A 26,798-nucleotide genomic window follows, 5' to 3' on the forward strand; every position below is an offset into this window, starting at 1 on the left:
TCGTTCTTTCAGGCCAGCGGCACGTAGCGGCCAGGTTGCTGGCGGTCGGGGATGTACCAGGCGGGCTTGCCGCTCGGGTCGCGGCCGAGCCGGGCGCCGGGCTGCGGCGGGCGGTTGGCGTCGAGGCCGGGTCGGTCGGCAGCAGCCGCTGTCGCTGTCGCCGCCGGCTTGGCCGCGGCGGCAACCGCCGTCATCTCTTGGAGATAGCGGGCCAGCGAGGCGAAGTCGCGTTGCGTCTCCATCAGCTGGCGGAAGGTCGGCACGACGCCGAACGCACGCTTGACCTCGGCAGCGGCCAGCGTCAGCGTCAGCGAGTCCAGGCCGAGCCCCATGAAGCTGGTCGCGTCATCGGCGCCGGAGAGGTCCATGCCGGAAGCCTCGCTGAACAGGCTTCGAAGCCGGGCCAGGAGGGCGGTGGAACTCGGCGGGGAAACTGCTGCGGGGGCGCAGATGGTGGACATGTGACGTGTGGGCAAAGAGAGGTAGGAAGGTGGCACGGAGCTGCGGCAGCGAGTCCTCGCTCACGTGCCGTCCTGCAGCCATGCGGCCGGTGGCAGCGAAAAGGCGAGGCAGCGGGAACGCGGGCGTGGCGACATGGAGGTACCGACTGCCGTCATGCAGGACGGCGCGCTGTAAATGTTAATACAAAAGGTGACAAGTAAGAAGCCGGAAAGATGGCCTACTGCGATCGTTAGATGCAATTCTTGACCTTTGACGGCCCAAGGTCACGACCGATCGGAGATCAGGTGCCGAATTCGTCGCGCGTCGCTTCGGTCAGATGCGAGAGATCGCTCCAGCCGACCAGCGAAAAACCCTGTCCGCTCCAGAGCAGCCGGTTGATGGCGGCATTGCCCAGCTGCCAGCTGCGGGGCGCCTGCAGCTCCTGGCCGGTCGCTGCGCGGTAGAGGATGTCCATGACGCCACCATGGGCGACCAGCACGATCAGCTCGCCGGGATGGCGCGTCGCCAGCGCGCCGGCGGTTCCCGTCACGCGTTCGCGAAACCGCAGCAGGTTCTCGCCGCCTTCGGGCGCGAATTCCGGGTGGCGCCGGCGCCACAGCAGCGCCTGTTCGGGCAGGTCGCGGTCGATCTCGGCGAAGGTCAGGCCTTCGAAGGTGCCGAAGCCCCGCTCGCGCAGGCCGGCGTCGGTCTGCACCGGGAGCTCCAGCGGGGCCGCAATGGCGCGGGCCGTCTCGAGCGCCCGCGACAGGTCGCTCGAATAGACGGCGGTCACCGGCTCCTCGGCCAGCGCGCGGCCCAGCCGGGCCGCCTGCCAGCGTCCGGTGTCGTTCAACGGGATGTCAAGCTGGCCCTGGATGCGCGTGTCGACATTCCAGGCGGTCTCGCCATGGCGGATGACGATGACGCGGGTGGCCTCCATGCGGTCCATTCTAAGGAAGGGCCCCGCGCCGGCCCGGGCTCAGCGTTGCGAGCGTGGCGGCAGCGGAATGTCGACCCGGCGCAGACCCTGGGGCGGGTTCGGGAAGCCCTCGAGCGCGGCGCGGAACATCACGGGCAGGATGTCGGCGCTGTTGCCATAAGGCCCGTCGTTGCGCGCATGGGTCTCGAAGACCACGCGGTTGGACGGCAGCTCGCGCAGCACGATGCTGACCTCGCGGCCGAACCAGGGCGTGGGCGGGGGACCGAAGAAGCCCGGGCCGTACCAGCCGCCACCCCAGCCGCCGCCGTACCAGCCGCGGGCTCCCCAGCCGGGCCGCGGGCCCCAGGGGCCGGGGCCCCAGCCGGCGCCGCCCCAGCCCGGACCACCCCATCCGCCCCAGCCGCCGCCCCACCAGGGATCGGCCCAGGGCGACAGCTCGGCGGTCACGCGGGCGCCGATCATGGCCGTGAGCTGCGGCGCCGCGTCGTCGCGGCGCAGGCCCACGGCGTCGAGCGCCGCGCCGGCCATGGCCTCCAGCTGCTGTTGAGCGGCTTCCTCGAACTGCTGCGACGGCAGCCGTTCGAAGCGGTAGGTGGCGCCGGCCGGCACGCCCTGCATGCTCGCGAAGGTGCGAACCTCGCTGTCGACCGTCCACGTGGCGCAGCCCGTGAGCGCCAGCGTGACGAGCAGGAGCGCGAGCAGCCGTCTCACCGCCCGCCTCAGAGCTGCACCACGCGCAGGGCCGACGGCGCCGCGGCGGCCGGGAAGTCGGTCGGGTCGAAGGCCTTGTCGCCGTCGGCGTCGGGCAGGCCCGTGGCCTTCAGGCCCTTGAAGTCGAAGGCGCTGCCGTCGAGCAGGTGCGAGGGAACGATGCTCTGCAGCGCGCCGAACATGTTCTCGATCCGGCCCGGGTGCTTGCGCTCCCATTCGCGCAGCATCTCGCCGACCTGCTTTCGCTGCAGGTTTTCCTGGCTGCCGCAGAGGGTGCACGGGATGATCGGGAACTCGCGATGCTGGGCCCAGCGGATCAGGTCCTTCTCGGCCACGTAGGCCAGCGGGCGGATCACGATGTGGCGGCCGTCGTCGCTCGCGAGCTTCGGCGGCATCGACTTGAGCTTGGCCGCGAAGAACATGTTGAGGAAGAAGGTCTGCAGCATGTCGTCGCGGTGGTGGCCGAGCGCCACCTTGGTGGCGCCGAGCTCGTCCGCGACCCGGTACAGGATGCCGCGGCGCAGCCGGCTGCACAGGCCGCAGGTGGTCTTGCCCTCGGGGATCACGCGCTTGACGATCGAATATGTGTCCTGCTCCTCGATGTGGAAGGGCACGCCGAGCGCCTTCAGGTAGCCCGGCAGCACGTCCTCGGGGAAGCCGGGCTGTTTCTGGTCGAGGTTGACCGCCACGATGTCGAAGTGGATCGGCGCCCGGGCCCGCAGCTTGAGCAGGATGTCGAGCAGCGCGTAGCTGTCCTTGCCGCCCGAGACGCAGACCATGACCTTGTCGCCTTCCTCGATCATGTTGTAGTCGACGATCGCTCGGCCGACTTCGCGGCACAGCCGCTTCTCGAGCTTGTGGGTCTCGCGCTCGATCTTCATCGCGCCCGCGGCTCCCGTCGCTTCCTCTCGTTCGGTCCAGACTGCACTCATTTCCATTGTTCCTTCGACGCTCGCGGGCATCACTTGCTGCGGAAGACTTCGACGCCCACGGCTTCGCAGTCGGGGTAGACGTCGGGCTTGGCGGTCGACACGCGCGCGGCCTGCACCTTGGGGTGGGCCAGCACCTGGGTCAGGATGTCGTCGCACAGCGTTTCCTGCAGGTGGATGTGGCCCTTGCTCAGGCGCGTGGCGACGGTGCGGCGGATGAAGTCGTAGTCGACCACCTCGTCGAGCTCGTCGACCTTGGGCGTGGACAGCGCGAGCGGCACGTAGAGGTCGACGTTGATGATCACGCGCTGCTCGGCACGCTTCTCGAATTCGTGCACGCCGATGTTGATCCACACCTCGTAGTCGCGCAGGAAGACGCGTCGGCACGAGAGCAGCAGGGGGTCGAGGGCGGCGGTGGTCATGGGGCGGGGGAGGCTTTCAGCAGGTCGTCGACGACGAACATGACGTCGCGCGCGAGCGGCACGAGGTGCTGGCCGTTGTCGACGCAAAGGGTGGTGCCGGTGAGGCTCGGGGTGGCGGCCAGGAAGACGCAGCTGCGCGCCACGTCGGCCGGGTCGATCGGCCGGCGCAGCAGGTTGGCGCGCGAGGCCTGGGCAAAGTTGGCCTCGGTCTGCGGGCCGCTAGGGAACAGGATGCCCGGTGCCACGCCGCACACCCGCAGCGCCGGCGCCAGGGCCTGCGCCTGCAGGGACACGGCCCGTTCGAGCGCAAGCTTCGAGACGGTGTAGGAGAAATAGTCCGGGTTCAGGTTGTAGACCTTCTGGTCCAGCACGTGGATGGCCGAGCGGTCGATGCCGTCGCCGGGCACGGCACGCCGGGCCAGCAGGCGCGCAAAGGAGAGCGGTGCGATCAGGTTCACGCCCAGCTGTCGCAGCGCCGATTCGGCCTCGAAGTCGAGACCGGTATCGGGCTCGAAGGCCGAGGCGTTGTTGACGATGCAGGACAGCCCGCCCTCGGCCGAAGCGGCCTCGACCAGCGCGATCCGGCCGGCTTCGCTGCCGATGTCGGCCTCGACCGCGCGGGCGTCGAAGCCTTCCTCGCGCAGGCGCGCGCACAATGCCTGGGCCGGCGTCCGCGAGGCGCGGTACTGGCACCACACGCGCCAGCCCGCGCGCGCGAAGGCCTCGCAGACCGCGGCGCCGAGTCGCTGGCCGCCGCCGGTCACGAGCACGCCACGGCGTGGGGTCGTTTCAGCCATCCTGATAGATTTCCCGTATGAACTTGGAGCCAGGCGCCACGGGCGCCTCACCTTTGACCCGGATTATCGATGCCGCGCTGCAGCGCGACGGCGGCTGGCTGCCCTTTGACCGTTTCATGGCACTGGCCTTGTATGCGCCCGGGCTGGGCTACTACGCCAACGCGAGCCGCAAGTTCGGCCATATGCCGGCCTCGGGCAGCGACTTCGTGACCGCGCCGGAACTCACGCCGCTGTTCGGCCGTGCGCTGGCGAACCAGGTCGGCGAGGCGCTCGCGCGCACCGGCACGCGCGAGGTCTGGGAATTCGGCGCCGGCTCGGGGGCGCTGGCACTGCAGCTCCTGGACGCGCTCGGGGATCGCATCGAGCGCTACCGCATCGTCGACCTGTCGGGCACGCTGCGCGAGCGGCAGCAGCAGACGCTCGCGGGCCATGCCGGCAAGGTCGAATGGCTGTCCGAGCTGCCCGAGACGCTGCGCGGGGTGGTCGTCGGCAACGAGGTGCTCGACGCCATGCCGGTACAGCTGCTGGTGCGAACAGCCGGCCGCTGGTTCGAGCGCGGCGTGGTGCGGCAGGGCGATGGCTTCGGCTGGGAAGACCGCCCGACCACGCTGCGGCCGCCGGTCGAGATCGAAGGCGGCCACGACTACCTGACCGAGATCCACCCCCAGGCCGAGGCCTTCGTCGCCACGCTGGCCGATCGGCTGGAGCAGGGCGCGGCCTTCTTCATCGACTACGGTTTTCCCGAGAGCGAGTACTACCATCCGCAGCGCCACATGGGCACCGTGATGTGCCACCGCGGTCATCGGGCCGACGGCGATCCGCTGGCGGACGTGGGCGAGAAGGACATCACGGCCCACGTCAACTTCACGGGCATCGCGCTGGCCGGCCAGGACGCCGGCCTGCAGGTGCTCGGCTACTGCAGCCAGGCCCGCTTCCTGTTGAATGTCGGCATCCTGCCGCTCATGGAGCGGGCCACCGTGGCCGAGCGGGCCATGGCGGCGCGCCTGATCCACGAGCACGAGATGGGCGAGCTGTTCAAGGTGGTCGGCTTCACGGCCGGCGAGGCCTGGGAGGCGGCGGGCTTCGGCGAGGGCGATCGCAGCCACGCCCTGTAACAAGTAACCGGACCGAATGGGCCCTGAAGCAGGGCTTGCGATTTGCCCATCGCGTGGGATCGCGTGGCATAGGGACTTTGGCATTACATATACAGTGGACTATTCCATTTGGCTGTATCGTTTTGTGACGTTTAGCATTAATATTTACGACATCCGGGTCTCGCCTGAGGGCCTGCATTCAGCCACCCCCCGACGCGGTTTTTCTCCCTGACCCCTTTCCGTTCCCCGCCTCCGGAGGCTGCATGAATTCCTCGCTCGATCCGTCCATTGCGCAGCTTTTCCAGGGTCGGGTGCTGGCCCATCCCGATCGGATCGCGGTCGTGTTCGAAGGCCGCGAAGTGAGCTACGCCGAGCTCGACCGCGAAGCCGAGGCGATCGCGGCGCGGCTGCGCGCGCTCGGCGTGCAGCGCAACACGCTGGTCGGCCTGCACGTGGAGCGGTCAGTGGCGATGCTGGCCGCCATGCTCGCGATCCACAAGGCAGGCGGCGCCTACGTGCCGCTCGACCCTCAGTTTCCGCGCGAGCGGCTCGACCATATCGTCGAGGACGCCAGGCTGCAGTACCTGGTCCACTCGGGGCCGCTGAACTTGGGCACGGCGCCAGCCCATTGCATCGACCTCTCTCAGCCCGCGGCCGTGTCGCAGGGCGCCGCCCCGGCGCCGGCGATAGCAGCCGCTGACCCGCGCGACCTGGCCTACGTCATGTACACCTCGGGCTCCACGGGCAAGCCCAAGGGCGTGATGGTGCCGCACGGCGCGGTGAGCAACTTCCTGCTCAGCATGCAGGCCGAGCCGGGCCTGACCGAGGACGACGTGCTGCTGGCGGTCACCACGACCTCGTTCGACATCTCGGTGCTCGAGCTGTTCCTGCCTCTCGCGATCGGCGCCCGCATCGCGCTGGCCTCCAAGAGCGAGGTGGTCGACGGCGAGAAGCTGGCGGCGCTGATCCGGTCGGTCGACGCCACCGTGATGCAGGCCACGCCGGCCACATGGCGCATGCTGTTCCTGGCCGGCTGGACCGGCTCGCCGCGGCTCACGGTGCTGTGCGGCGGCGAGGCGCTCGACAACAAGCTGGCCGAGAAGCTGCACGGCGCCACGCGGGCGCTCTGGAACATGTACGGCCCGACCGAGACCACGGTCTGGTCGACCTGCTGCCGCATCGACGATCCGCTCGCGACGATCTCGGTCGGCCGGCCGATCCGCCGCACCACGGTCCATGTGCTCGACGACTACCTGATGCCGGTGGCCGACGGTGCCTCCGGCGAGCTCTACATCGGCGGTGCCGGCGTCACGCTCGGCTACACGCAGGCCGCGCTGACCACGGCCCGCTTCGTCGCCGACCCTTTCTCCGACGATCCCGATGCGCGGCTCTACCGTACCGGCGACGTCGCTGCCTTCCTGCCCGACGGCTCGCTGCAGGTGGTGGGTCGCATGGACGAGCAGGTCAAGGTGCGCGGCTTCCGGGTCGAGCTCAACGACGTGCAGAAGCACCTGCTCGACTGCCCCGGCATCGAGCAGGGCGCGGTGGTCTGCCAGGTCGATCCGGTGAGCGGCGCCCAGCTCGTCGCCTTCGTCATGACGCGGGCGCCCGGACAGCCGGATGCGAAGGCCGTGAAGGCCTTCCTGGCACAGCGACTTCCCGACTACATGGTGCCGACCAGCGTGATCCCGCTCGATCAGCTGCCGCTGACGCCCAACGGCAAGGTCGACAAGAAGGCGCTGGCCGGCTTCGAGCGGCCGCAGGACGAGGACGACGGCCTGGCCGGCATCGCGCCGGACGATCTGCGCGGGCTGCTCACCACGATCGTCTCGCGGCTGGTGGGCCAGCCGCAGGTCAACCCGGACGCCAATCTGTTCGAGCTCGGCATCGATTCGCTGAAGGCCAACTACATCGCTGCCACCTTCTCGCGCCGCTCGAGCTCGCGCCTGAGCGTGGGCGAGCTGTTCGAGCATCCGACCATCAATTCCCTGCTCGCGCACCAGGACGACAAGGACTACCTCCAGAAGGTCAAGACGACGGCGCGCGCACGCATGGCGCTGCAGCAGAAGAAGGGCGTGGGGCCCGCCGCCGACGAGGCGATCGCGATCGTCGGCATGGCCACGCGCCTGCCGGGCGCCGATTCGCTCGAGGAGTTCTGGTCGCTGCTGTCCGAGGGCCGCGAGACCGTGACCCGCTTCACGCCCGAGGAGGACGACCCGGCGGTGGAGGCCGACCTGAGAGCCAATCCGAACTACGTGCGCGTGCGCGGCATGATCCGCAACCCCGAGCTGTTCGACGCCTCCTTCTTCGGCGTGCCGCCGAACGACGCCGCGGTGATGGATCCGCAGCAGCGCGTGTTCCTCGAGCTGTCGTGGGAGGCGATGGAGCGCGCCGGCTACGACCCCGACCGCTTCGAGGGCCTGATCGGCGTCTACGCCGGCATGGGCAACAACTTCTACTACTTCCACAACGTCTCGACCCGGCCCCAGCTGATCAGGATGGTGGGTGAGGTGCAGGTCGAGATCGGGCGCGAGAAGGACCATGTCGCCACGCTGGTCTCGCACAAGCTCAACCTGACCGGACCCAGCGTCAGCGTGCACACCGCCTGCTCGACCGGCCTCGTGAGCATCGACAACGCCTGCCACAGCCTGTTGAGCTACCAGTGCGACATGGCGCTGGCCGGCGCGATCGAGCTGCGCACGCCGCAGATGAGCGGCCAGCTGCACGAGCCCTCGGGCATCTTCACGGGCGATGGCCATTGCCGCCCGTTCTCCAACGATGCCAGCGGCACCATGTTCTCGGATGGCGCGGGCGTGGTGGTGCTCAAGCGCCTGAGCGATGCGGTGGCCGACCGCGACACCATCCTCGCGGTGATCAAGGGCTCGGCGGTCAATCACGACGGCGCCGGCAAGAAGAGCTACCTGGCGCCCAGCGTCAAGGGCCAGATGGAGGTGATCGCCACCGCGCAGGCGCGCGCCGGCATCAGCCCGTCGACCGTGAGCTACATGGAGGCGCACGGCACGGCCACGCCGGTGGGCGACCCGATCGAGTTCCAGGCGCTGCGCAACGTGTTCGAGATCGACAACGCGAAGCGCAACTTCTGCGCCCTCGGCTCGGTCAAGGGCAACGTCGGCCATCCGACCACGGCCGCGGGCGCGGTCGGCGTGATCAAGGCCGCGCTGGCGCTCACGCATCGGCAGATTCCGCCCCTCGTCAACTTCAGCGGCATCAATCCGAACATCGACATCGAGAACAGTCCGTTCTTCATCAACACGAAGCTGATCGACTGGGCCGCCACCGAACATCCGCGCCGGGTGGGCGTGAGCTCCTTCGGCTTCTGCGGCACCAATGCGCACGTGGTGATGGAAGAGGCGCCCGCGCCCGTGGCCGAGTCACGCGCGGCCGTCAGGCCCTGGCTGCCGATGCTGCTGTCGGCCGCCACCGAAACCGCGCTCGAGACGCTGGCTGCGCGCCAGTCGGCCGTGCTCGCCAGCGGCGCGGTCGCGCGGCCCGCCGACATGGCCTTCACGCTGGCGGTCGGTCGCAAGCGCCTCAGGCAGCGCAGCTTCGCGCTCTGCGACACGGCGCGGCCCGATGCACTGCATGACCTGGCGCCGGCGCGCAAGGCCGCGAGCCTCGCGGCGCCCGCACTCGCCTTCGTCTTCCCGGGCCAGGGCGCGCAGTACCTCGGCATGGGCCGCGACCTGTACGACACCGAGCCCGCCTTTCGCGCCGCCTACGACCGCTGCGCCGACCTGATGCAGCCGCTGCTGGGCGTGGACCTGCGGCGCCTGGTGCTCGGCATCGGCGCCGAGGCCGACGATGCGGCCGCGCGCGAGCAGCGCCTGAATTCCACCGAGATCACGCAGCCCGCGATGTTCAGCATCGAGTTTGCGCTCGCGCAGCTCTGGCTCAGCTGGGGGCTGAAGCCCGCCACGCTGGCCGGTCACAGCATCGGCGAGTACGTCTGCGCGGTGCTGGCCGGCGTGTTCTCGCTCGAGGACGGTGCGCGCGTCATCGCGGCCCGCGGCCGGCTGATGGGGGCGCTGCCGCGCGGCACGATGCTCTCGGTGCGGCTCTCGCGGGAAGCGGCCGAGGCCGAGCTCGAAGGCACCGGCCTCTCGGTCGCTGCCATCAACAGCCCGGGCCTGTGCGTGGTCGCCGGCCCGACCGATGCCATCGACCGGCTCAAGGAAAAGCTCGACGCGCGCGGCACCCGCTCGCAGAAGCTCCACACCTCGCATGCCTTCCACACCTCGATGATGGCGCCGGCCTTGCCGCCCTTCCTCGACGTGCTGCAGGGCGTGGCGCTCAGCGCTCCCGCCATCCCGATCGTCTCGACCGTGACCGGTGTCGAGCTCACGGCCGCCCAGGCGCAGGACCCGATGTACTGGGCCTCGCACATCACGCTGCCGGTGAATTTCTCGGGCGCGATCCAGACGCTGTGGGGCACCGAGCAGCGCGTGCTGCTGGAGATCGGACCGCGCGGCTCGATGTCGGCGCTGGCGATGTCCCAGGTCGCGCATCGGGCGAGCCAGATCGCCATCGCCTCGCTCGAGGATTCGAGCGCCGATCACCTGGAGAGCCGCTCGCTGGCGCGCGCCGTCGGCCAGCTCTGGACCTTCCAGATCGAGCTGGACTGGGATGCTTATTTCGCGGGTGCAGCCGCGGGCCGCGTGCCGCTCGCGACCTATCCCTTCGAGCGCAAGCGCTACTGGGTCGATCCGCAGCAGGTGCGCGTGGTCGACGGCGCCCAGCCCGGCGCGGCGCAGCCGGCCGCACCGGCGGCGGCGGAGGCCACGGCGGCCGTCGAGGCCGATCCGGCAGCCGCGCGCGAGCAGATCGTGCTGGGCCTCAAGTCCATCCTCGAGGAAGTCTCGGGCGAGGACCTGCAGGCCGCCGAGACCAGCGCCACCTTCTTCGAGCTCGGCCTCGACAGCCTGCTGCTGACGCCGATCACCTACATGGTCAAGGAGCGCTTCGGCGTCGCCGTGACCTTCCGCCAGCTGCTGGGCGACCTGTCGACGCTCGACACGCTGTCGGCCTTCGTGGCCTCGGCGCTGCGCAAGGCGGGCGGCACCGCGGGCGCGTCCGTCGGCGCCGCGCCTGCCGCGGCCGCACCGACCGCCACCGCATCGGCTGCAGCCGTGGCGCCGACCGCTTCGGTCGCCGAAGCGCTGCCGGGCGCCGGCACGCGCACGTTCCCGACCACGCCCGCTCAGCAGGCGATCCTGGCGCGCGAATCAGCCGATCCCGCACGCCGGCTCGCGCACATGGAGTCGGCGACCATCGAGCTCGACGGCGTGCTTGCCAGGGACTCGCTCGAGGCCGCGCTGCTGAGCCTGCTGCAATCGCACGACGCGCTGCGCGCCGGCTTCGATGCCGACGGCCGCACGATGCGCGTGGCAGACAGGGCGCCCGCGCTCGACATCCGCTGGCTCGCGTCCGTGCCCGAGGGCCTGCAGGCGCTGATCGACGAGGAGATGCGCCGGCCCTTCGACATCGCCGCGGCGCCGCTGCTGCGCGTTGCCGTCGTCACGCTGCCGGGCGAGCGCCACCGGGTGCTGATGAGCGCGCATGCCGCGATCTGCGACGGCTGGTCGCTCGACGTGCTGATCGAGGAACTGGCGCAGGCCTACGGCCTGCACCTGAGCACCGGCAGCGTGCTGCCGATGCCGGCCGATGACTTCGAGCACTACGCTGCGAGCCAGCTCGCCAGGGTCGAGGGCGAAGAGGCGGCCAAACGCAAGACCTACTGGTCGCTCGAGCCCGAAGTGCCGCTGCCCGCGAAGCTCTTCCTGCCGCAGGCGGATGCCGCTCCCGATGCCGCGCGCATCGAGCGCATCGGCTTCACGGTCGAGGCCGCGCAACTGGCTGCCCTCAAGGACGCCAGCATGGGCTGGCAGTGCAGCCTCTTCAACACGCTCTTCGGTGCCCTGCATGCGAGCTTCCATGCCCAGGACGGCGCATCGATGGTTCGCATCGCGACGCCTTTCGCGGGCCAGTCCAGCGCCAACATGCCGCGGCTGGTGGGCGCCTGCACGAATCTGCTGCCGATCGCCACCGCGGCCGACGCGTCCTTCGTCGGCCTGCTGCGCCAGCTGCAGGACAAGCTGATCGCCGCCTACGAGAACCAGGACGGCCAGGTCGATGCCGGCCCGGTGAGCTTCGTGCACATCAAGAGGCTCAAGCCCGCGGCCCAGGTGTTCGCCGGGCTGGCGGCCGACTACCGTTTCAACCGCCGTGTCGACGAGGTGAGCGACCTGTTGTTCGAGGTGCTCGAGTTCGAGGACAAGCTGGAAGTGGAATGCGCCTTCCGCGTGCCGAAGGTATCCTCCGCCGCGGCCGCGGCACTCCTGGCCGACTACGCGCAGGCCCTGGGCCGCATCGCCGAATCGGCCGCACCCTTCGGCGCACCCGTCGCTGCACCCGGCACGCCTGCGCGCGCATCCGAACTCAGCGATGCCACCTGATCCTGCCCAACACCTGCCTTCGATGACCCACGCCTACCTGAACGGAATCGCCTACACGCTCGGCGAAGAAGAACGCAGCCACGAGACCGCCTCGGGCTTCGGCACGCTCAATGTCCCGAATCGCCCCGCGCTGTGGGGCTGGGGCCACTACCGCCAGGCGTCCGGCAGCGTGTTCGACCTGATGATCACCGCGGCCCGGCGCTCGCTGGAGGCCGCGCGCGTGAAGCCCGGCGAGATCGACATCGTCATCTTCTGCCATGCCACCGTGCCGCGCTACGAGGGCCCGCCGTCGGCAGCCGCCAGCCGCATGCTGGTCGAGCTCGGGCTCGGGCGTGCCTTCCCCGTTTCTGCCGGCCTGAACGGCTGCGCCGCGCTGCTGTGCGGCGTGGTGATGGCCGACGGCCTGGTCGCGGCCGGGCGTGCGCGCCGCGTGCTGGTGGTGGCCGGCGACGTGCATCCGGCAGACCAGAATCGCTTCCATCGCTATGCGATCTTCAGCGACGCCGCCTGCGCCTGCGTGGTCTCGTCGACTGCCACCGAGGGCGCCTTCGAACTGCTCGCCGCCGCCAGCGCGGTGGATGCCTCGGCCATGGCCGCCGATGCGGGCTTCAGCTCCGAGCTCGCGGCGCAGGTGAACCAGGCCATGCTGGTCGACGCCGGCATTCCGGCCTCCGATGTCGCGAAGGTCTTCTGCAACAACGTCTTCCTGCCGATCACGATGCTCAAGGAATCCGAAGGCGGCTTCGACGAAGGCCAGCTCTTCACCGACAACGTGAAGCGCATCGCACACTGCTATTCGGCCGATGCGCTGATCAACCTTGCCGACCACGCATCGGCCGGTGGTGTTCGGCGTGGCGGGCACTACGTGGTTGCGGCCGATTCGCCGGGCCTGCGCACGGGCGTGCTGCTGAAGGCCGTCTGAAACGCGCAGGGCGGGCGCGTCCGCGTGGGTTCTAATCCGCGCATGACTTCGACCTTCACGCCTGCCGACGACCTGCGCGTCGCCCATGCACTGGCCGACGCGGCCGCCTCGCATTCGCTGCGGCTGTTCCGCACGCCGCTCGACATCATCGCCAAGGCCGACGAGAGCCCGGTCACGCAGGCCGACCGCGCGGCCGAGACCGCGATGCGCGAGATCCTCGGCGCCGAGCGCGCGAGCGACGGCATCTATGGCGAGGAGCACGGCCGCGAGCGTCTCGATGCCGAGCGCATCTGGGTGCTCGATCCGATCGACGGCACGCGCAGCTTCATCACCGGCTCGCCCCTGTGGGGCACGCTGATCGGACTGCTGCGGGACGGCCGGGTCGCGCTCGGCATGGTCGACATGCCGGTGCTCGGCGAGCGCTGGGTCGGCCAGGCCGGCGCGGGCGCGCAGCGCAACGGGCAGCCGGTGTCCGCCAGCCGGTGCACCCGCGTCGCCGAGGCGCGCATCGTGACCACCTCGCCGGACATCTTCGCTGCCGCCGACTGGCAGGCCTTCGATCGCCTGAGCCGGCGCTGCGCGATGCGCCGCTTCGGCGGCGACTGCTACGGCTACGCGCAGCTCGCCGGCGGCACCATCGACCTGGTGGTCGAGACCGGCCTGCAGCCCTACGACTACCTCGGGCCCACGGGCCTGATCGAGGCCGCGGGCGGCATCGTCACCGACTGGGAAGGCCGTCCGCTCGGCCTCGAGTCGGACGGCCGCGTGATCGCCGCCGCCACGCCAGAGCTGCACCGCGAGGCGCTCGCATTGCTGGCGCAGGGCTAAACTGCGTCGATGATTCGCTGGCTGATCGTCGTCGTCCTCGCGCTGGTGCTCATGAGCGGACTCACGGCCTGGCTGCGGCGCTTCGGCTTCGGGCGGCTGCCCGGCGATTTCGAGTTCCGTGCCTTCGGCCGCGACTGGCAGCTGCCGATCGCCAGCACGGTGTTGTTGAGCATGATCGCGGCCCTGGTCGCGCGATGGATCTGATTCGATGAGAGCCTGTGTGGATGTCGGCGGCACCAAGGTCGCCGTGAGCCTTTCCGCTGCCGATGGGGCGCCGCTGCTGGGCCGCCGCAGCGAACCCACCGCCAAGACCGGCAGCAATGACGCGGTCGGCCTGCAGATCCTGCGGCTGGTCGACGAGGTCTGTGCCGAGCAGGGCATCGACCCGGCCACGATCGACTGCATCGGCGTCTCGTCGGCCGGGCCCTTCGAGCTGCACGACGGCATGGTGGAACTGGCCGCGCCCAACATCTGCGGCGGCATTGCAGGCCCGGCGCGCGGCCTGCCCAACGACTGGATGACCGCCGTGATCGAGGCGCCGCTGCGCCGGCGCTTCGCGCGCGTGCGGGTCGAGAACGACGCCATCGCCGCGCTCGAGGCCGAGCGCCGCTGGGGCGCGCTGCAGGGCCTCGACCATTGCGCCTACGTCACCTGGAGCACCGGCGTCGGCATCGGCCTGTGTGTCGACGGCCACGTGCTGCACGGCAAGAACGGCAATGCCGGCCATGCGGGTCACAGTTTCGTGAGCGACGACGACCCGCAGGCGCTGTGCGGCTGCGGCAACCACGGCGACGTCGAGGGCCTGGTCGCGGGCAATGCGGTGGCGCGCCGGTTCGGCCAGCCCGCGGCCGATCTGTTCGCGGCCGCGGCGCGCGGCGATGCCGAGGCAATCGCCACCACCGACGCGCTCTGCCGCGTGATGGGGCGGATGCTCTACAACCTGGTGGTCACGCTCGACCTGCAGCGCATCAGCCTCGGGGGCAGCGTGTTCTGGCACAACCGCGATTTCCTGCTTCCACGGCTGCAGGCCGAGATCGACGGCCGGCTCGCAGCCCTGACGCGCGGGAGCCTGCTGGTGGCGGCCGGCCTCGGCGATCGGGTCGGCGACTACGCCGCGCTCGCGCTGGTCGACTGAAGCCGCCTCCGGGTCGCTCCGGCCTCGGCTTGGGGCGCCCTGGTGCCTGTGCCGCCGGCCGCCTCGCAGACGATTTCGCCGAGCCGCCGCAGCGCGGCCTCGACCTTCGTCTCGAAGGGCCAGCCGCAGTTGATGCGCAGGCAGTGATCGAAGCGCGACGAGTTCGAGAACAGCGTGCCGGGCGCGACCAGGATCCGCTCCTGCAGCGCCGAATCGAAGACCGTGGCCGACGACAGCCGGTCGGGCAGTTCCACCCACAGCTGCAGCCCGCCTGGCGGCAGGTTGAGCCGGGTGCCGGACGGGAAATGCGCGGCGATCGCGTCCGCGGTGCGCTCGCGCTGCTGGCGCAGCTGCTCGCGCAGCCGCCGCAGGTGGCGGTCGTAGGCGCCGGTGTTCATGAACTCGCCGGCTGCCCACTGGCCCAGCTCCTCGTTGCTGCGCGTCTGCGCGTACTTGAGCATTTCGACGCGCCCGTGCCAGCGTCCGGCCGAGATCCAGCCCAGTCGCAGGCCCGGCGCCAGGATCTTGTGCAGCGAGGCGCAATGGATCACGTTGCCGCTCGCGTCCCATGACTTGATCGCGCGCGGCGGCGTCTCGCAGTCGAGCAGTTCGCTGTAGGTGTCGTCCTCGATCAGCGCGATCGCGTGCCGCTCGCACAGCGCCACGAGGCGCTCCTTGTGGCTGTCGGGCATGACGCTGCCGAGCGGGTTCTGCAGATGCGGCACCACCACCACCGCCTTGATGCTGCGGCCGTAGGCCTCGATCGCCATCTCGAGCGCCTCGACCGACAGGCCGGTCTGCGGGCTGGTCGGGATCTCGAGCGCCCGCATGCCCAGGCTCTCGAGCACCTGCAGCAGGCCGTAGAAGGTCGGCGACTCGACCGCCACCGTATCGCCGGGCTGGGCCACCGCGCGCAGCGCGAGATTCAGCGCCTCGATGCAGCCGTTGGTCACCAGCACCTCGTCGGGCGAGAGCGTCATGCCCACCCGCAGGCCGCGCCGTGCCGCCGCTTCGCGCAGCGGCGTGCGGCTGCGCGAAGGCGACGCGGTGGTCAGCAGCTCGGGCTGGCGGCGCAGCAGCCGCATCATGCCCGCACGCAACGCCTGCGCCGGATAGAGCGCCGGGCTGCCGCGCGCGGTCGAGAAATCGACCGCGATGTCGACCTGGCGCCGGCGCGTGACGAAGTCCGACACCCGCGCGTGGATGCCGACGAACTGGGCCGGATCGGGTGCCACGCCGGCGGCCGGCTCCTCCATCGGCGCGATCGCGAGCCGGCGCGGCCGCCGCACGAAGTAGCCGGCGCGGTCCCGGGCCTCGACGAAGCCTTCGCTTTCCATCGCGCGGCACAGCTGCAGCGCGGTCGAGAGGCTGATGTCGTGCAGCCGCATGAGGCTGCGCAGCGAAGGCAGCTTGTCGCCGGGCTCGAGCGTGCCGGCGCGGATCGCGGCCAGGTAGTGATCGGCCAGTCGGCGATAGAGCGGTGGGGAATCCATGCGCGAATGCTGCGCCTTCGGGCGCATCGAATACAGATGCAGATCGGGCAGAAGGGACCATAACAGATGACGCTTTTCGGCATCTGCTGCGCTTCCGAATGCGGCTTGCTGTGCCTGTTTTTGCGGCAGGCGGCTGCCTACGATGAAGCCATCCCACAGCCAAGAGAGGTATCCCATGAAGAGCGACCTTCCATCCCCCATGCCCCTGCTTGCGGGCCAGGTGCTGCGCACCGCGGTTGAGGCCGGCAGCGCCGTCGTCGTCACGCAGGGCAGCGTCAGCGTGCGGCCGTCGCCCGTCTGGCTGGGCGAATCGATGGTCAGCGGCAGGACCGTCCTGAACGAAGGCGAGGCCTGGGTCAGCGAGCGCGGCGGCTGGATCGAGATCTCGGCCTCGGGGGCCGCGCAGGTGGTGGCGCTGCCGGCGGTCCGGCCCGCGGCGGCGCGGCCGTGGCTTCCTATACTGCGCTGGCTTCGCATCGGCGAAGCCCGAAAGACAAAGGACTGCCCATGGCCCGACCTGCCGCCCCTCGTTCCTCGCTGACCCCCGCCTCGGTGCGCCTTCGCCCGGCGCGCCTCGTCCTGCCGCTGCTCGCGGCGCTGTTCGTCGCGGCCTGCGCGAGCAACGCACCGGTGGTCGGCCCCGGCGAGACCGCCGACTGGAAGCCGGCCACGCCGAACCTGCCGGCACCGTATCCGTCGGAATCGAAGATGAACAACGAGCAGGGCACGGTCCTGCTGCGCGTGCTTACCGGTGCCGACGGCCGGCCGACGCGGGTCGAGGTGCAGAAGTCGAGCGGCTTCGTGCGCCTCGACCAGGCCGCGGTCGAGGCTGTGCGCCGCTGGCAGTTCAAGCCGCTGCCGCAGGACGGCACCGTCACGTGGCGCGAGGTGCCGATCAGCTTCAGGCTCGGGGCGGTGAACGCAGAGATGAAGTAGCGTCCGCCTCGCGCCCGCCGTGGGCTTCGCGCAGCGCCTGCAGGAAGCCGTCGCGCCACCAGTGCACGTCCTGCTCGCGGATCCGCGCCAGCAGCTTCTGGTGCCGCTCGCGCCGCTCCTCGAGCGGCATCTGAAGCGCCTGCTGCACGGTCTCGGCCGTGCCGTGGGTGTCGTAGGGATTCACCAGCAGCGCTTCCTTGAGCTGCTCGGCCGCACCCGCGAAGCGCGACAGCACGAGCACGCCGGGGTCGGCCGGATCCTGCGCCGCGATGTATTCCTTGGCGACCAGGTTCATGCCGTCGCGCAGCGGCGTCACCAGCCCGACCGCGGCGGCGCGGCACAGCCCCGGCACGCGCTTGCGCGCCACCATGCGGTGGATGTAGCGCACCGGCATCCAGTCGAGTTCGCCGTAGTCGCCGTTGATCGCGCCGCACAGCGACTCGAGCTCGCGCCGGATGTCGCCGTAGGCATCGACCGTCTCCCGCGTGGGCGAGGCGATCTGGATCAGGGTCGCGCTGCGGCGGTTCTCCGGATAGTTGGCGAGCAGTTCGCGAAAGGCCCGCACGCGCTGCGGGATGCCTTTCGAATAGTCGAGCCGGTCGATGCCCAGCAGCAGCCGCCGGCTCGAGTATTCGCGCTTCATGGTCTCGTACATGTCGCGCGCTTCCTTCGCATGCGTGAGCGCCGCGAACTCGTCGACGTCGATGCCGATCGGGAAGGCGTCGCAGCGCACGGTCTGGCCGTAGGCGCGGTACAGGTGATCGCCGAGCATCTCGCCGTGCGCTTCGTTGCGCACGTAGTGCTCGAAGTGCTGCACGTCCTGCTGGGCCTGGAAGCCAATCAGGTCGTACGCGAACAGCGAGCGCATGAGCCATTCGTGCTGCGGGATCGCGGCGATGATGATCTGCGGCGGCAGCGGGATGTGCAGGAAGAAGCCGATGCGCTGCTTGCAGCCCATCGCGCGCAGCTCGGCCGCCAGCGGGATCAGGTGATAGTCGTGCACCCAGATGATGTCGTCGGGCTGGAGCAGCGGCATCAGCTTGCGCGCGAACAGCTGGTTCACGCGCCGGTAGCCGCCGATGAAGCCGGCATCGAAGTGCGCGAGGTCGAGCCGGTTGTGGAACACCGGCCAGAGCACGTCGTTGCTGTAGCCCAGGTAGTAGCTGTCGTGGTCCTCGCGCGAAAGGTCGATGGTGGCCAGCGTCACCTTGCCGGCCTGCTGCTGGCGCAGTTCGCCTTCGCCGGTCGGGCCCTGCTCGACGATCGTGCCGCTCCAGCCGAACCAGAGGCCGCCGCTCTGCTGCAGGCTCTCGCCCAATGCCACCGCGAGGCCGCCCGCGGCGGGCTTGCGCGGATCGGCCAGGCGGTTGGACACCACCACCAGCCGGCTCATCGAGACGCCCTCATATGCACGAATCCCATGGCGCCGACAGGCGCACCGCCGCGTTGATGATGCCGACCATCGAATAGGTCTGCGGGAAGTTGCCCCACATCTCGCCGGTCTCGGGGTGGGTGTCCTCGGACAGCAGGCCAAGCGGATTGCGTGCCGCCAGCATGGTCTCGAAGATCTGCCGCGCCTCGGCCTTGCGGCCGATCTTGGCCAGCGCGTCGATGCGCCAGAAGGTGCAGATGTTGAAGGCGGTCTCGGGCTTGCCGAAATCGTCCGCCGCCTCGTAGCGGCGCATGTAGGGGCCGTCGCAGAGCGACTTCTCCATCGCCTCCACGGTCGAGATGAAGCGCGGATCGCGCGCGTCGATCAGGCCGACCTCGACCATCAGCAGCACGCTGGCATCGAGCTCGTGGCCGCCGAAGCTCTCGGCAAAGGCCTGGCGCTCCTCGCACCACGACTTGGCGAGGATTTCCTCGCGCATGCGCGACGAGTGGCCGTGCCAGTAGGCGGCGCGCTCGGGCAGGTTCAGCGCCCGCGCGATCTTCGCGAGACGGTCGCAGGCGGCCCAGCTCATGAGCGCCGAGCTGGTGTGGACGCGGGCGCGCGTGCGCAGCTCCCACATGCCGGCGTCGGGCGTGCCGTAGACGCGGATCGCCTGCTCGCCGACCGCCTCGAGGTACGGGAACTCGTTAACGCCGGCCCGGCTCAGCAGCCGGTGGTCGTGGAAGGACTGGGCGGCACCGAGCACGATGTTTCCGTAGACGTCGTGCTGGAAATGCTCCTGTGCCTGGTTGCCCACGCGCACCGGGCCCATGCCGCGGTAGCCGCCGAGGCCTTCGACGAAGGATTCCGGCAGCTCGCGCTCGAGCCCGATGCCGTAGAGCGGCTGGATGTGCTCGCCGTGCGAGCCGATCACCACGTTCGACAGCCAGCGCAGGTAGTCCTCCATCGTGCCGACCTCGGACAGGCTGTTGAGTGCGCGCACCACGAAGAAGGCGTCGCGCAGCCAGCAGTAGCGGTAGTCCCAGTTGCGCTGGCTGCCCGGTGCCTCGGGGATGCTGGTGGTCATCGCGGCGACGATCGCGCCGGTGTCCTCGTAGAGCGAGAGCTTGAGCGTGATCGCGGCGCGGATCACCGCGTCCTGGTATTCGAACGGAATCGCCAGCCGCTTGCTCCAGGTGCGCCAGTAGGCGATGGTCTCCTGCTCGAAATGGCGAGCGGTGTCGGCGATGCCGTCGGTCAGGGTCTCGTCGGCGCCGAGCACGAAGTTGTGCTCGCGCGAGAGCACGAAGGGCTGGCGCGAGAGGATGTGCGACACCGAGGCGTCGGTATTCAGGCGCAGCGTGAACTCGGGGCCGACGTAGCGGATGTGGTTGCTGCCACGCGTGATCGTGGGCGCCAGCGCCCCCCAGTTGAAGCGCGGTGCCAGCGACACGCGGATGCGCGGCGTGCCCTTGATCGGCTTGACCCTGCGCACCAGCGTGAGCGGCCGGAAATAGCGCGAACGGCTGTGAAAGCGCGGCGCCAGGTCGGTGATCTCGATGCCCTGGCCGCTGCTGTCGAAGAGCTGCGTGCGCAGCACCGCGGTGTTCGGCTCGTACCACTGCTTCGACGATGCGAAGTCCTCGATCTCGATGCCCCAGGCGCTGGCGTCCTCGTCGGGGTCGAGCAGCGCATTGAAGACCGGATCACCGTCGAAGCGCGGCAGGCAGCACCAGACCACGCGGCCGCGCGGATCGACGAGGGCGCTGTAGGCGCAGTTGCCGATCACGCCGACGTCGAGCGAGGCGGCGGCAGGTGGCCCGAATGCGCCGTGGGTGGCACCGGCTTCGTGCGCCTGCTGCGAGTCCGGCACGGCGAGCGGATCGGCCACGCCCGCGGCGGCCAGGGCGTCGCCGGCGCGCGCCTCGGCGGCCGTGCCTTCGTTCGAAATGCTCATTCTTCGGTGCTCCTCGGAGCTTCTGGTTCTTTGGGTGCCTCTGGCGCGTCGCGCTGCACGAGCTGGTCGCGAGCCGCCACCAGCCACTCGAACACCGCGCGCGGCGAGTCGAGCCGGTGCAGCGCCTGGCTCGGGCCCGAGCCGACCTTGATCGCGATGCCGCCGCGCGGCTGCACCACCGCGAAGCCGTTCTCGTCGGTGGTGTCGTCGCCGGCGAACACCGGCACGCGGCCCGCGAACGGCGCCTCGGTCATGAAGGCAGCGATGGCCACGCCCTTGTGGATGCCCGCCGGCTTGACCTCGAAAACGAACTTGCCGTGCATCAGCTCGAGCTGCGGCTGGTCGAGGATGACGCGCGACATGGCGTCGCGGCAGACCGCCTCGAGCTGCGGCGCGAGCCGGTAGTGCAATGCGATGGCGGCGTGCTTGCGCTCCACCAGCAGGCCCTCGTGCACGCGCGCGAGCTCGTTGGCGGTGTCGAACACCTCGCGCAGGTCGGGCGCGCGCTGCTCCTGCATGTGGCCTTCGGCATCGCGGCGCTGAACGCCGTGCTCGCCCGCGGCTGGCAGCCGCAGCGGCGCCAGGAAACGGTCGAGCACGTCGATCTGCCGGCCCGAAACCACCGCCAGCGCACCGCCGAGCTGGTCGCGCAGGTCGCTGAGCAGCGCCACCATGGCGGAAGGCACGTGCACTGCTTCGGGTGTTTCGGCGATGTCGACCAGGGTGCCGTCGAAGTCGAGGAAGAGGGCGGCGTCGCGGCCGAGTCGGGGGGGCGTCTGCATGGAGGGAAAACCATAGCAGACTCGCGCCGCGCGGCGCGTCGGCCAATGTCGCCAAACGAAACCGACGGGCCTGTGGCGCTCGCGGCGTCGGTCAGGCGCCGGCCAGCGCCGCCGCCACGGCCTCGACCCGCGCGCGCGCGATCGCCTCGCCGATCTTCGGCCCGGTGGCACCGGCGGCCTGGGCAGCGCGCGCGATCGGCTCGGTGGCCACTGCGCGCGCGGCGGCCAGTGCGGACGCCAGGCGCGCGCGCTGCGGATAGGCCGAGCCCTCGAGGCCCAGGCGGCCGCGGGCGTCGCATTCGCAGGCGAGCAGCACCTCGTCGAAGCGCTCGGGCTTTCGGAAGGCGTCGCAGCGTTCGAGCAGGCGCACCACGGACGCCGCGTTCAGGTCGCCGCTGCGATGGATGTTGCCGTGCTCGCGCGCCACGGTGTCCGCCAGTTCTCGCACCTCGACCGGCACGCGCCAGCGATCGCAGACCGCGCGCAGCAGCTTCGCGCTGCGCTGCTCGTGGCCGATGTGGCGCGGCAGCAGCTCGGCCGGCGTCGTGCCCTTGCCGAGGTCGTGCACCAGGCAGGCAAAGCGCACGCCGAGCGGCGCGGCCAGCTGCGCCGCCATGTCCAGCACCATCATCAGATGCGTGCCGGTGTCGATCTCGGGGTGGTGGGCGGCGGGCTGCGGCACGCCCCACAGGCGGTCGACCTCGGGCAGCAGCACGGCGAGCGCGCCGCATTCGCGCAGCAGCTCGAACATGCGGGACGGCCGGCCTTCCATGAGGCCGCGCGCGAGCTCCTGCCAGACCCTTTCGGGCACCAGCGCATCGACCTCGCCGGCCGCCACCATCTCGCGCATCAGCGCCAGCGTCTCGGGCGCGACTTCGAAGTCGGCAAAGCGTGCCGCGAAGCGGGCCACGCGCAGGATCCGCACCGGGTCTTCGCGGAAGGCCGCGGTGACGTGGCGCAGGCGCTTGTCCTGCAGGTCGCGCCGGCCGTGGAAGGGGTCGATCAGCGCCCCGGCCTCGGACGCGATGCCGCCAGCGCCGCCGACGCGTTCGGCCGGCAGCGCGATGGCATTGATCGTGAGGTCGCGCCGCGCCAGGTCCTGCTCGAGCGTGACGTCGGGCGCCGCATGGATCACGAAGCCGCGGTAGCCCGGCGCGCTCTTGCGCTCGGTGCGCGCCAGCGCGTACTCCTCGCGCGTCTCGGGGTGCAGGAACACCGGGAAGTCGCGTCCCACCGGCAGGAAGCCGCGCGCGGTCATCTGCTCGGGCGTGGCGCCGACCACCACCCAGTCGCGGTCGCTGCCCTCGCGCCCGAGCAGCGCATCGCGGATCGCGCCGCCGACGAGGAAGGTTTGCATGCCCGCGAGTCTAGTGGCCCGGGCCGGCCGGCCGCGCGCTCAGCGGCCGCTGCGGTAGGGCTCCTCGAAGGGCAGGAAGTCCTGCTCGGCCAGGGCGTCGTCGATCCAGGCCTTGACGCCCGGCAGCGCCTGCACGCGCTCGATGTAGGCGGTGAGCGCGGCCGGCACCGGCAGTCCGTAGGTCCTGATGCGCGTGCCGATGGGCGCGAAGTAGGCATCGGCGATGCCGAAGTCGCCGAACAGCATCGGTCCGCCGTGCTGCGCGAGCAGGTCGCTCCACATGCCGACGATGCGCGCGAGGTCGCTCGCGACTTCCGGCTGTTCGCGCAGCAGGCGCGCACCGACCTCGGGCAGAGAGGCTTCGATGTTCATGCCGCAGTGGCCGCGCAGGCCGCCGAAGCCCGAGTGCATCTCGGCGCAGACGCTGCGCGCCCGCGCCCGCTCGGCCACGCCGTCTGGCCACAGCTTCTTCTCCGGAAAGCGCTCGGCCAGGTATTCGGCGATGGCCAGGGTGTCCCAGACCACCAGCGGCCCGTCGACCAGCACCGGCACCTTGGCGACCGGGTTGAGCGCGCCGATCGCGTTCTTGAACTGCGAGCCGGCGTCGAAGGAGTCGAAGCGCACCGTGACCTGCTCGAACGGGATGCCGGCCTGCTTCATGAGCACCCAGGGGCGCATCGACCAGGACGAGTAGTTCTTGTTGCCGACGTAGAGCTTGAGCATGGCGGGTTCTCCGGATTGAGTGCAGCCGCTTATCGTAGCCGCGAGCCACGGCGCGATCGAAGCGATCGGGGAGCCCGATGGATGCTCAGACGTCGCGCGACTTGGCAGGATCGCCGGCTTCGCTCGGCGCCTCGCTGGCCGAGGCGATCACACGCGCGGGCGCGCCTGCCGCCGGAGGTCCGATCACGCGCTCGATCAGCGCCACCAGCCGCGGTACCAGCGAGAGCACCGCGAGCGCCAGCAGCGCGCTGATCACCGCGGTCAGCTCGCGCCCTAGGCCGCAGGCCATGCCGATCGCGGCGGTCATCCACAGGCCGGCCGCGGTCGTGAGGCCCTGCACCTGCTGCTCGTCCTTGCCCTGCTTGAGGATGGTGCCTGCGCACAGGAAGCCGACACCGGCCACCAGGCCCTGGATGACGCGGCTCATGTCTGCCGGCGAGATGCCGGCCTGCTGCGGCACGAACACGAACAGCGCCGACCCGATCGCCACCAGCATGTGGGTGCGCACGCCAGCGGCCTTGCCCTGCTGCTCGCGTTCGAAGCCGAGCATGAAGCCGAGGATCGCGGCCAGCAGCAGACGCACGAGGATGCGCACCACCTGGGCGACGTCGGGAACGTCGGAGAACTCGGAGGCGAGCACGTCGGCCGTTGCGGCCCAGACGGATTCGGAGGCGGCCATGCGGCAGTGAGTCGGGAAGTCGGGGAGGGCGCAGTGTCGCGCCAGCGCCGAGTCCGCGGCTGTAGGACGACGGCACTTTTGCGCCCGCTCAGCGCGGCGGGGCGTCGGACTCTGGCACGGCCGCGGGCGTGGTTGCAGGCGGCGCAAACGAGGCCACGCGCTCGGGCAGCGCGGGCGCGCTGCCGTGCCAGCGCCGCACCACGCGCTGGAAGAACATGCTGTTTGGCACGCGCAGGGTCGTGCCCTCGTGGGCGCTGCCGCTTTCCTCGAGCGTGGTGAAGACCAGGTTGATGTCGACCACGCGGCCGCGCAGGCCGGGTTTCTCGCCGTTCTCGAGCACCTCTACGGTGTCGCCGGGCCAGAACATGCGTGTGGTGTAGATCAAGAGCGCGCAGAACATGTTCGACAGCACGCTCCAGGCCGCGAAGAAGGCCACGGCGCCGACCGCCGCGAAGCTCGTGAAGGCGGTCCAGAGCACCTCGCCCGAGACGCCGAGCCGCTCCAGGGCCCACAGCAGCGCGCCGCCGTAGATGATGAAGCCGATCGCGCGGCGCGTGATCAGCGCCGCATTGCCGGGCAGCACGTAGCCCGTGGTGGCGCGGTGGATCAGCCGCCGCACGAAGCGGTACAGCCCCCAGGCCGCGATCAGGATCAGCAGGACCTGGGCCATCGGCACGATGACCTCGAGCCATTCGATCGCCCAGGGCGGAAGCTGGTCGTGGATGTTCTGCAGGAAGCGTTTCATGGGCCGGTCCGTCGTGCCTCGGCGCAGATCCGGTTCAGGGCAGGTCCTTGTTCGGCTCGGGCTCGGCCGCGTTGCGCGGCCCCACAGTGCCGAGCCGCGACTTCAGCGACTGCGGCTGGCCGCTGATGAGGGCGGCATAGTTGGTGGTGTTCGCGAGCACCTTCTTGACGTAGTCGCGGGTCTCGGTGAAAGGCACGTTCTCGGCCCAGATGGCGGCGTCCATGGTGGGCCCGTTGCGCCAGCTGCGCGGCCGGCCCGGGCCCGCGTTGTAGGCCGCGGCGGCCAGCGCCATCGAGCCGTCGAAATCGTCGAGCGCGAGCTTCAGGTAGCTGGTGCCGATCGTGATGTTGGTGTCGCGGTCGTTGATCATGCCGGGCGTGAAGTCGCCCATGCCGATCTTCTTGGCGGTCCAGCGCGCGGTGGCCGGCATGACCTGCATCAGGCCGGACGCGCCGACACCCGAGCGCGCGTCCATGATGAAGCGGCTTTCCTGCCGGATCAAGCCGTAGACGTAGGCCGGGTCGAGGCCGATGTCCTGGCTCTTGCGCAGCACGGTGTCGTGGAAGGGCATCGGGAAGCGCTGGTCGATGTCGATCACGCCCTTGGTGCGCTCGCTGGTGTTGATGCAGCGGTCCCAGACCTCGCGCTGGCAGGCCAGGTCGGCCGCGGCCAGCAGCGCGCGGTCGTCCATGCCGCCCTTGTCGTGCAGGTTGGTGGCGTAGTTCCATTCGCGCGTGCCTTCGGGACGAAGCCCGATCGCGATCGCATAGAGCCCGCGGTTGAGCGAAGGGTTGCTGCGCGCGGCGGCCTTTTCCTCGGCCGTGAGCGGCGCCGGCCGGGTCGGCACGGCGGCGCGCTGGCCCAGTTCCTCGAGCGCCAGCAGTTCGTAGAAGCCGCGCGTGCCGGCGATGCCTTCCAGCAGGATGCGGGCCTGGCCGCGGCGCTCCTCGCCGCCGCCTGCAAGCAGGGCCCGGGCCTTCCAGTAGGTCCAGGTCGGATCCTGCTGCTGCACGTCGCTCATGGCGTCGACCGCGGCCTGGACGTCCTTCCAGCTGCCGGCGCGCAGCGCGGCGCGGGCCTTCCAGGCCAGCATGTCGTCGCTGAGGTCGCCGAGCTTGGTGACGTTGGCGAAGTAGGTCATGGCCAGCGGAGACAGCTTGGTCGCGAACTGGCGTCCGATCGCGCCCCAGAGCCAGTTCCGCTCCTCGTTCGACAGCGTGGTGTCCCACTTGCCTTCGAGTTGTGCCGCGGCGACGCCGGGGTCGGCGACGGTCATCTTGATCAGCGCCAGCACCACGAGCTCGCGGCGCGACTTGGCGACCGCCGTGGCGCGTCCGGCCAGGAACTTGGCCGGGCTGGCGTTCATCTCGTCGAACAGCGGGATGGCATCGGGGGCGGCGAGCGTCACGGCGGCGCGCGCGGCCTGCGGGCGGTTGGCCTCGATCGAGAGGCGGGCCTTCTTCCAGGCGTCGTTGGGCGACATCATGCGGGCGCCGATCATGCGGTCGGCGGCGGTCAGACAGCCGTCGTCGAGCTCGCGCTGGGCGAACCAGTTGCGGCGCACCTCCTCGGCATGCGCCTGGGTGACATTGCCGGAGCGAAGGGTGTCGACCAGGATCGCGTAGCAGCGCACCTGGGCGTCGTCGTTCATGCGGAAGGCCGGGTGCTGGGTGGCGAAGCCGTCCCAGTCGCGGCGCTGGCCGGTCAGCAGCAGCCAATCGTTGCGCAGGCGGTCTTCCTGGTAGGTGCCGGCATAGCGCGCGAGGAAATCCTGCACCTCCTGCGGGCTGGCCTCGCCGAGACGCGCCTTCAGTTCCCAATAGGCAGCCCAGGGCTCGAGCACATGGCCGCGGGCCTGCGGCAGCAGCGCCGTCAGGCGCGCCTTGTCGCCGCGCTGCGCGGCCTGCTTCATCTGCAGCAGGACGTCGTCGCTGGCGCCCTGGGCGCGCACCGGCTGCAGCATTGCCGTAGCGGCCAGCGCGAGCGAAAAGGCGAAGGTGGAAAAAGAGAGGCGGGGAAGGCGTCGTGCGGATGCCAAAATGCTTGCGAACTGCATCGGGGG

The 26,798-nt window shown here is 70.3% G+C and carries 23 protein-coding genes; 8 read left to right on the forward strand and 15 right to left on the reverse strand.

Annotated elements, in window-relative coordinates; translation table 11 throughout:
• Positions 1–8: 8 nt before the first annotated feature.
• The 6 genes from QTH87_RS02215 to QTH87_RS02240 all read right to left on the reverse strand — a co-directional run bounded on the left by QTH87_RS02215 (position 9) and on the right by QTH87_RS02240 (position 4,240).
• Positions 9–461: an acyl carrier protein gene (locus QTH87_RS02215; protein WP_286606499.1), complete on the reverse strand. Its 453-nt coding sequence runs from the start codon at positions 459–461 to the stop codon at positions 9–11.
• Positions 462–742: 281 nt separating this feature from the next.
• Positions 743–1,381, reverse strand: coding sequence for a histidine phosphatase family protein (locus QTH87_RS02220; RefSeq protein WP_286606501.1), 639 nt, complete (start codon positions 1,379–1,381; stop codon positions 743–745).
• A 39-nt stretch (positions 1,382–1,420) separates the two neighbouring features.
• On the reverse strand, positions 1,421–2,092 hold the full coding sequence (locus tag QTH87_RS02225) for a DUF4136 domain-containing protein (RefSeq protein ID WP_286606502.1): 672 nt from the start codon (positions 2,090–2,092) through the stop codon (positions 1,421–1,423).
• An 8-nt stretch (positions 2,093–2,100) separates the two neighbouring features.
• Positions 2,101–3,024 (reverse strand): tRNA 2-thiocytidine(32) synthetase TtcA, encoded by a 924-nt coding sequence (gene ttcA, locus QTH87_RS02230; protein WP_286606504.1) that lies wholly within the window; start codon positions 3,022–3,024, stop codon positions 2,101–2,103.
• A gap of 29 nt (positions 3,025–3,053) precedes the next feature.
• Complete coding sequence (locus tag QTH87_RS02235; protein ID WP_286606506.1) at positions 3,054–3,443, reverse strand: dihydroneopterin aldolase; 390 nt, start codon at positions 3,441–3,443, stop codon at positions 3,054–3,056.
• Positions 3,440–4,240, reverse strand: a complete 801-nt coding sequence (locus tag QTH87_RS02240) for an SDR family oxidoreductase (RefSeq protein WP_286606507.1) — start codon at positions 4,238–4,240, stop codon at positions 3,440–3,442. Before QTH87_RS02240 ends, QTH87_RS02235 begins: the two co-directional genes overlap by 4 nt.
• Before the next feature lie 17 nt (positions 4,241–4,257).
• On the opposite strand from QTH87_RS02240, the gene QTH87_RS02245 reads away from it, so the two are divergent.
• The 6 genes from QTH87_RS02245 (at position 4,258) to QTH87_RS02270 (ending at position 14,692) form a co-directional block, all read left to right on the forward strand.
• Entirely contained in the window at positions 4,258–5,355 is a 1,098-nt protein-coding gene (locus QTH87_RS02245) for a class I SAM-dependent methyltransferase (protein WP_286606509.1), read from the forward strand.
• Between the two features lie 242 nt (positions 5,356–5,597).
• Positions 5,598–11,807 carry a non-ribosomal peptide synthetase/type I polyketide synthase gene (locus tag QTH87_RS02250; RefSeq protein ID WP_286606511.1) on the forward strand — a complete coding sequence of 2,070 codons (6,210 nt, stop codon included), beginning with the start codon at positions 5,598–5,600 and terminating at the stop codon, positions 11,805–11,807.
• Between the two features lie 22 nt (positions 11,808–11,829).
• Entirely contained in the window at positions 11,830–12,729 is a 900-nt protein-coding gene (locus QTH87_RS02255; protein WP_286606512.1) for a hypothetical protein, read from the forward strand.
• A gap of 42 nt (positions 12,730–12,771) precedes the next feature.
• The gene (gene hisN, locus QTH87_RS02260) at positions 12,772–13,557 is read left to right on the forward strand and encodes a histidinol-phosphatase (protein WP_286606513.1); all 786 of its coding nucleotides are present in this window, start codon (positions 12,772–12,774) and stop codon (positions 13,555–13,557) included.
• 9 nt (positions 13,558–13,566) lie between these two features.
• Complete coding sequence (locus QTH87_RS02265) at positions 13,567–13,761, forward strand: DUF2905 domain-containing protein (protein WP_286368922.1); 195 nt, start codon at positions 13,567–13,569, stop codon at positions 13,759–13,761.
• A gap of 4 nt (positions 13,762–13,765) precedes the next feature.
• Positions 13,766–14,692 (forward strand): ROK family protein, encoded by a 927-nt coding sequence (locus QTH87_RS02270; RefSeq protein WP_286606515.1) that lies wholly within the window; start codon positions 13,766–13,768, stop codon positions 14,690–14,692.
• Here the strand turns inward: QTH87_RS02270 and QTH87_RS02275 are convergent.
• Positions 14,665–16,185, reverse strand: coding sequence for an aminotransferase-like domain-containing protein (locus tag QTH87_RS02275; RefSeq protein WP_286606517.1), 1,521 nt, complete (start codon positions 16,183–16,185; stop codon positions 14,665–14,667). The two genes, QTH87_RS02270 and QTH87_RS02275, sit on opposite strands and share 28 nt — an antisense overlap.
• Positions 16,186–16,384: 199 nt before the next feature.
• On the opposite strand from QTH87_RS02275, the gene QTH87_RS02280 reads away from it, so the two are divergent.
• Both QTH87_RS02280 and QTH87_RS02285 read left to right on the forward strand, forming a co-directional pair.
• Positions 16,385–16,726, forward strand: a complete 342-nt coding sequence (locus tag QTH87_RS02280) for a hypothetical protein (protein WP_286606519.1) — start codon at positions 16,385–16,387, stop codon at positions 16,724–16,726.
• Positions 16,693–17,121 (forward strand): energy transducer TonB, encoded by a 429-nt coding sequence (locus tag QTH87_RS02285; protein WP_286606520.1) that lies wholly within the window; start codon positions 16,693–16,695, stop codon positions 17,119–17,121. The genes QTH87_RS02280 and QTH87_RS02285 overlap by 34 nt, the downstream gene beginning before the upstream one ends.
• Here QTH87_RS02285 and otsA read toward each other — a convergent pair.
• The 8 genes from otsA to QTH87_RS02325 form a co-directional block, all read right to left on the reverse strand.
• The gene (gene otsA / locus QTH87_RS02290) at positions 17,087–18,514 is read right to left on the reverse strand and encodes an alpha,alpha-trehalose-phosphate synthase (UDP-forming) (protein ID WP_286606521.1); all 1,428 of its coding nucleotides are present in this window, start codon (positions 18,512–18,514) and stop codon (positions 17,087–17,089) included. The genes QTH87_RS02285 and otsA overlap by 35 nt on opposite strands.
• Positions 18,515–18,524: 10 nt before the next feature.
• A complete protein-coding gene (locus tag QTH87_RS02295) occupies positions 18,525–20,450 on the reverse strand; it encodes a glycoside hydrolase family 15 protein (RefSeq protein WP_286606524.1) in 1,926 nt (641 codons plus the stop codon).
• Positions 20,447–21,232, reverse strand: a complete 786-nt coding sequence (gene otsB / locus QTH87_RS02300) for a trehalose-phosphatase (protein ID WP_286606526.1) — start codon at positions 21,230–21,232, stop codon at positions 20,447–20,449. Before otsB ends, QTH87_RS02295 begins: the two co-directional genes overlap by 4 nt.
• A 91-nt stretch (positions 21,233–21,323) precedes the next feature.
• The gene (locus QTH87_RS02305; RefSeq protein ID WP_286606528.1) at positions 21,324–22,589 is read right to left on the reverse strand and encodes a multifunctional CCA addition/repair protein; all 1,266 of its coding nucleotides are present in this window, start codon (positions 22,587–22,589) and stop codon (positions 21,324–21,326) included.
• Between the two features lie 39 nt (positions 22,590–22,628).
• Complete coding sequence (locus QTH87_RS02310; RefSeq protein ID WP_286606529.1) at positions 22,629–23,312, reverse strand: glutathione S-transferase family protein; 684 nt, start codon at positions 23,310–23,312, stop codon at positions 22,629–22,631.
• An 85-nt stretch (positions 23,313–23,397) separates the two neighbouring features.
• The gene (locus tag QTH87_RS02315) at positions 23,398–23,991 is read right to left on the reverse strand and encodes an MgtC/SapB family protein (RefSeq protein WP_286606530.1); all 594 of its coding nucleotides are present in this window, start codon (positions 23,989–23,991) and stop codon (positions 23,398–23,400) included.
• A gap of 88 nt (positions 23,992–24,079) precedes the next feature.
• Positions 24,080–24,736 (reverse strand): mechanosensitive ion channel family protein, encoded by a 657-nt coding sequence (locus QTH87_RS02320; RefSeq protein WP_286606531.1) that lies wholly within the window; start codon positions 24,734–24,736, stop codon positions 24,080–24,082.
• Between the two features lie 34 nt (positions 24,737–24,770).
• Positions 24,771–26,792, reverse strand: coding sequence for a lytic transglycosylase domain-containing protein (locus QTH87_RS02325; RefSeq protein WP_444812733.1), 2,022 nt, complete (start codon positions 26,790–26,792; stop codon positions 24,771–24,773).
• Positions 26,793–26,798: the final 6 nt, after the last annotated feature.

Origin of the sequence: Variovorax jilinensis, from assembly GCF_030316885.1 — a bacterium.
Taxonomy (GTDB): domain Bacteria; phylum Pseudomonadota; class Gammaproteobacteria; order Burkholderiales; family Burkholderiaceae_C; genus Variovorax; species Variovorax jilinensis.

Excerpts from the sequence above, each read along its gene's own strand:
- QTH87_RS02215 (WP_286606499.1), bottom strand. The coding sequence starts at position 461 with ATGTCCACCATCTGCGCCCCCGCAGCAGTTTCCCCGCCGAGTTCCACC.
- QTH87_RS02305 (WP_286606528.1), bottom strand. The coding sequence starts at position 22,589 with ATGCAAACCTTCCTCGTCGGCGGCGCGATCCGCGATGCGCTGCTCGGG.
- QTH87_RS02315 (WP_286606530.1), bottom strand. The coding sequence starts at position 23,991 with ATGGCCGCCTCCGAATCCGTCTGGGCCGCAACGGCCGACGTGCTCGCC.
- ttcA (WP_286606504.1), bottom strand. The coding sequence starts at position 3,024 with ATGAGTGCAGTCTGGACCGAACGAGAGGAAGCGACGGGAGCCGCGGGC.
- QTH87_RS02310 (WP_286606529.1), bottom strand. The coding sequence starts at position 23,312 with ATGCTCAAGCTCTACGTCGGCAACAAGAACTACTCGTCCTGGTCGATG.
- QTH87_RS02270 (WP_286606515.1), top strand. The coding sequence starts at position 13,766 with ATGAGAGCCTGTGTGGATGTCGGCGGCACCAAGGTCGCCGTGAGCCTT.
- QTH87_RS02250 (WP_286606511.1), top strand. The coding sequence starts at position 5,598 with ATGAATTCCTCGCTCGATCCGTCCATTGCGCAGCTTTTCCAGGGTCGG.
- QTH87_RS02320 (WP_286606531.1), bottom strand. The coding sequence starts at position 24,736 with ATGAAACGCTTCCTGCAGAACATCCACGACCAGCTTCCGCCCTGGGCG.
- otsA (WP_286606521.1), bottom strand. The coding sequence starts at position 18,514 with ATGAGCCGGCTGGTGGTGGTGTCCAACCGCCTGGCCGATCCGCGCAAG.
- QTH87_RS02220 (WP_286606501.1), bottom strand. The coding sequence starts at position 1,381 with ATGGAGGCCACCCGCGTCATCGTCATCCGCCATGGCGAGACCGCCTGG.
- QTH87_RS02265 (WP_286368922.1), top strand. The coding sequence starts at position 13,567 with ATGATTCGCTGGCTGATCGTCGTCGTCCTCGCGCTGGTGCTCATGAGC.
- QTH87_RS02245 (WP_286606509.1), top strand. The coding sequence starts at position 4,258 with ATGAACTTGGAGCCAGGCGCCACGGGCGCCTCACCTTTGACCCGGATT.
- QTH87_RS02280 (WP_286606519.1), top strand. The coding sequence starts at position 16,385 with ATGCCCCTGCTTGCGGGCCAGGTGCTGCGCACCGCGGTTGAGGCCGGC.
- QTH87_RS02255 (WP_286606512.1), top strand. The coding sequence starts at position 11,830 with ATGACCCACGCCTACCTGAACGGAATCGCCTACACGCTCGGCGAAGAA.
- otsB (WP_286606526.1), bottom strand. The coding sequence starts at position 21,232 with ATGCAGACGCCCCCCCGACTCGGCCGCGACGCCGCCCTCTTCCTCGAC.
- QTH87_RS02275 (WP_286606517.1), bottom strand. The coding sequence starts at position 16,185 with ATGGATTCCCCACCGCTCTATCGCCGACTGGCCGATCACTACCTGGCC.
- QTH87_RS02240 (WP_286606507.1), bottom strand. The coding sequence starts at position 4,240 with ATGGCTGAAACGACCCCACGCCGTGGCGTGCTCGTGACCGGCGGCGGC.
- QTH87_RS02285 (WP_286606520.1), top strand. The coding sequence starts at position 16,693 with ATGGCCCGACCTGCCGCCCCTCGTTCCTCGCTGACCCCCGCCTCGGTG.
- QTH87_RS02325 (WP_444812733.1), bottom strand. The coding sequence starts at position 26,792 with ATGCAGTTCGCAAGCATTTTGGCATCCGCACGACGCCTTCCCCGCCTC.
- QTH87_RS02235 (WP_286606506.1), bottom strand. The coding sequence starts at position 3,443 with ATGACCACCGCCGCCCTCGACCCCCTGCTGCTCTCGTGCCGACGCGTC.
- hisN (WP_286606513.1), top strand. The coding sequence starts at position 12,772 with ATGACTTCGACCTTCACGCCTGCCGACGACCTGCGCGTCGCCCATGCA.
- QTH87_RS02295 (WP_286606524.1), bottom strand. The coding sequence starts at position 20,450 with ATGAGCATTTCGAACGAAGGCACGGCCGCCGAGGCGCGCGCCGGCGAC.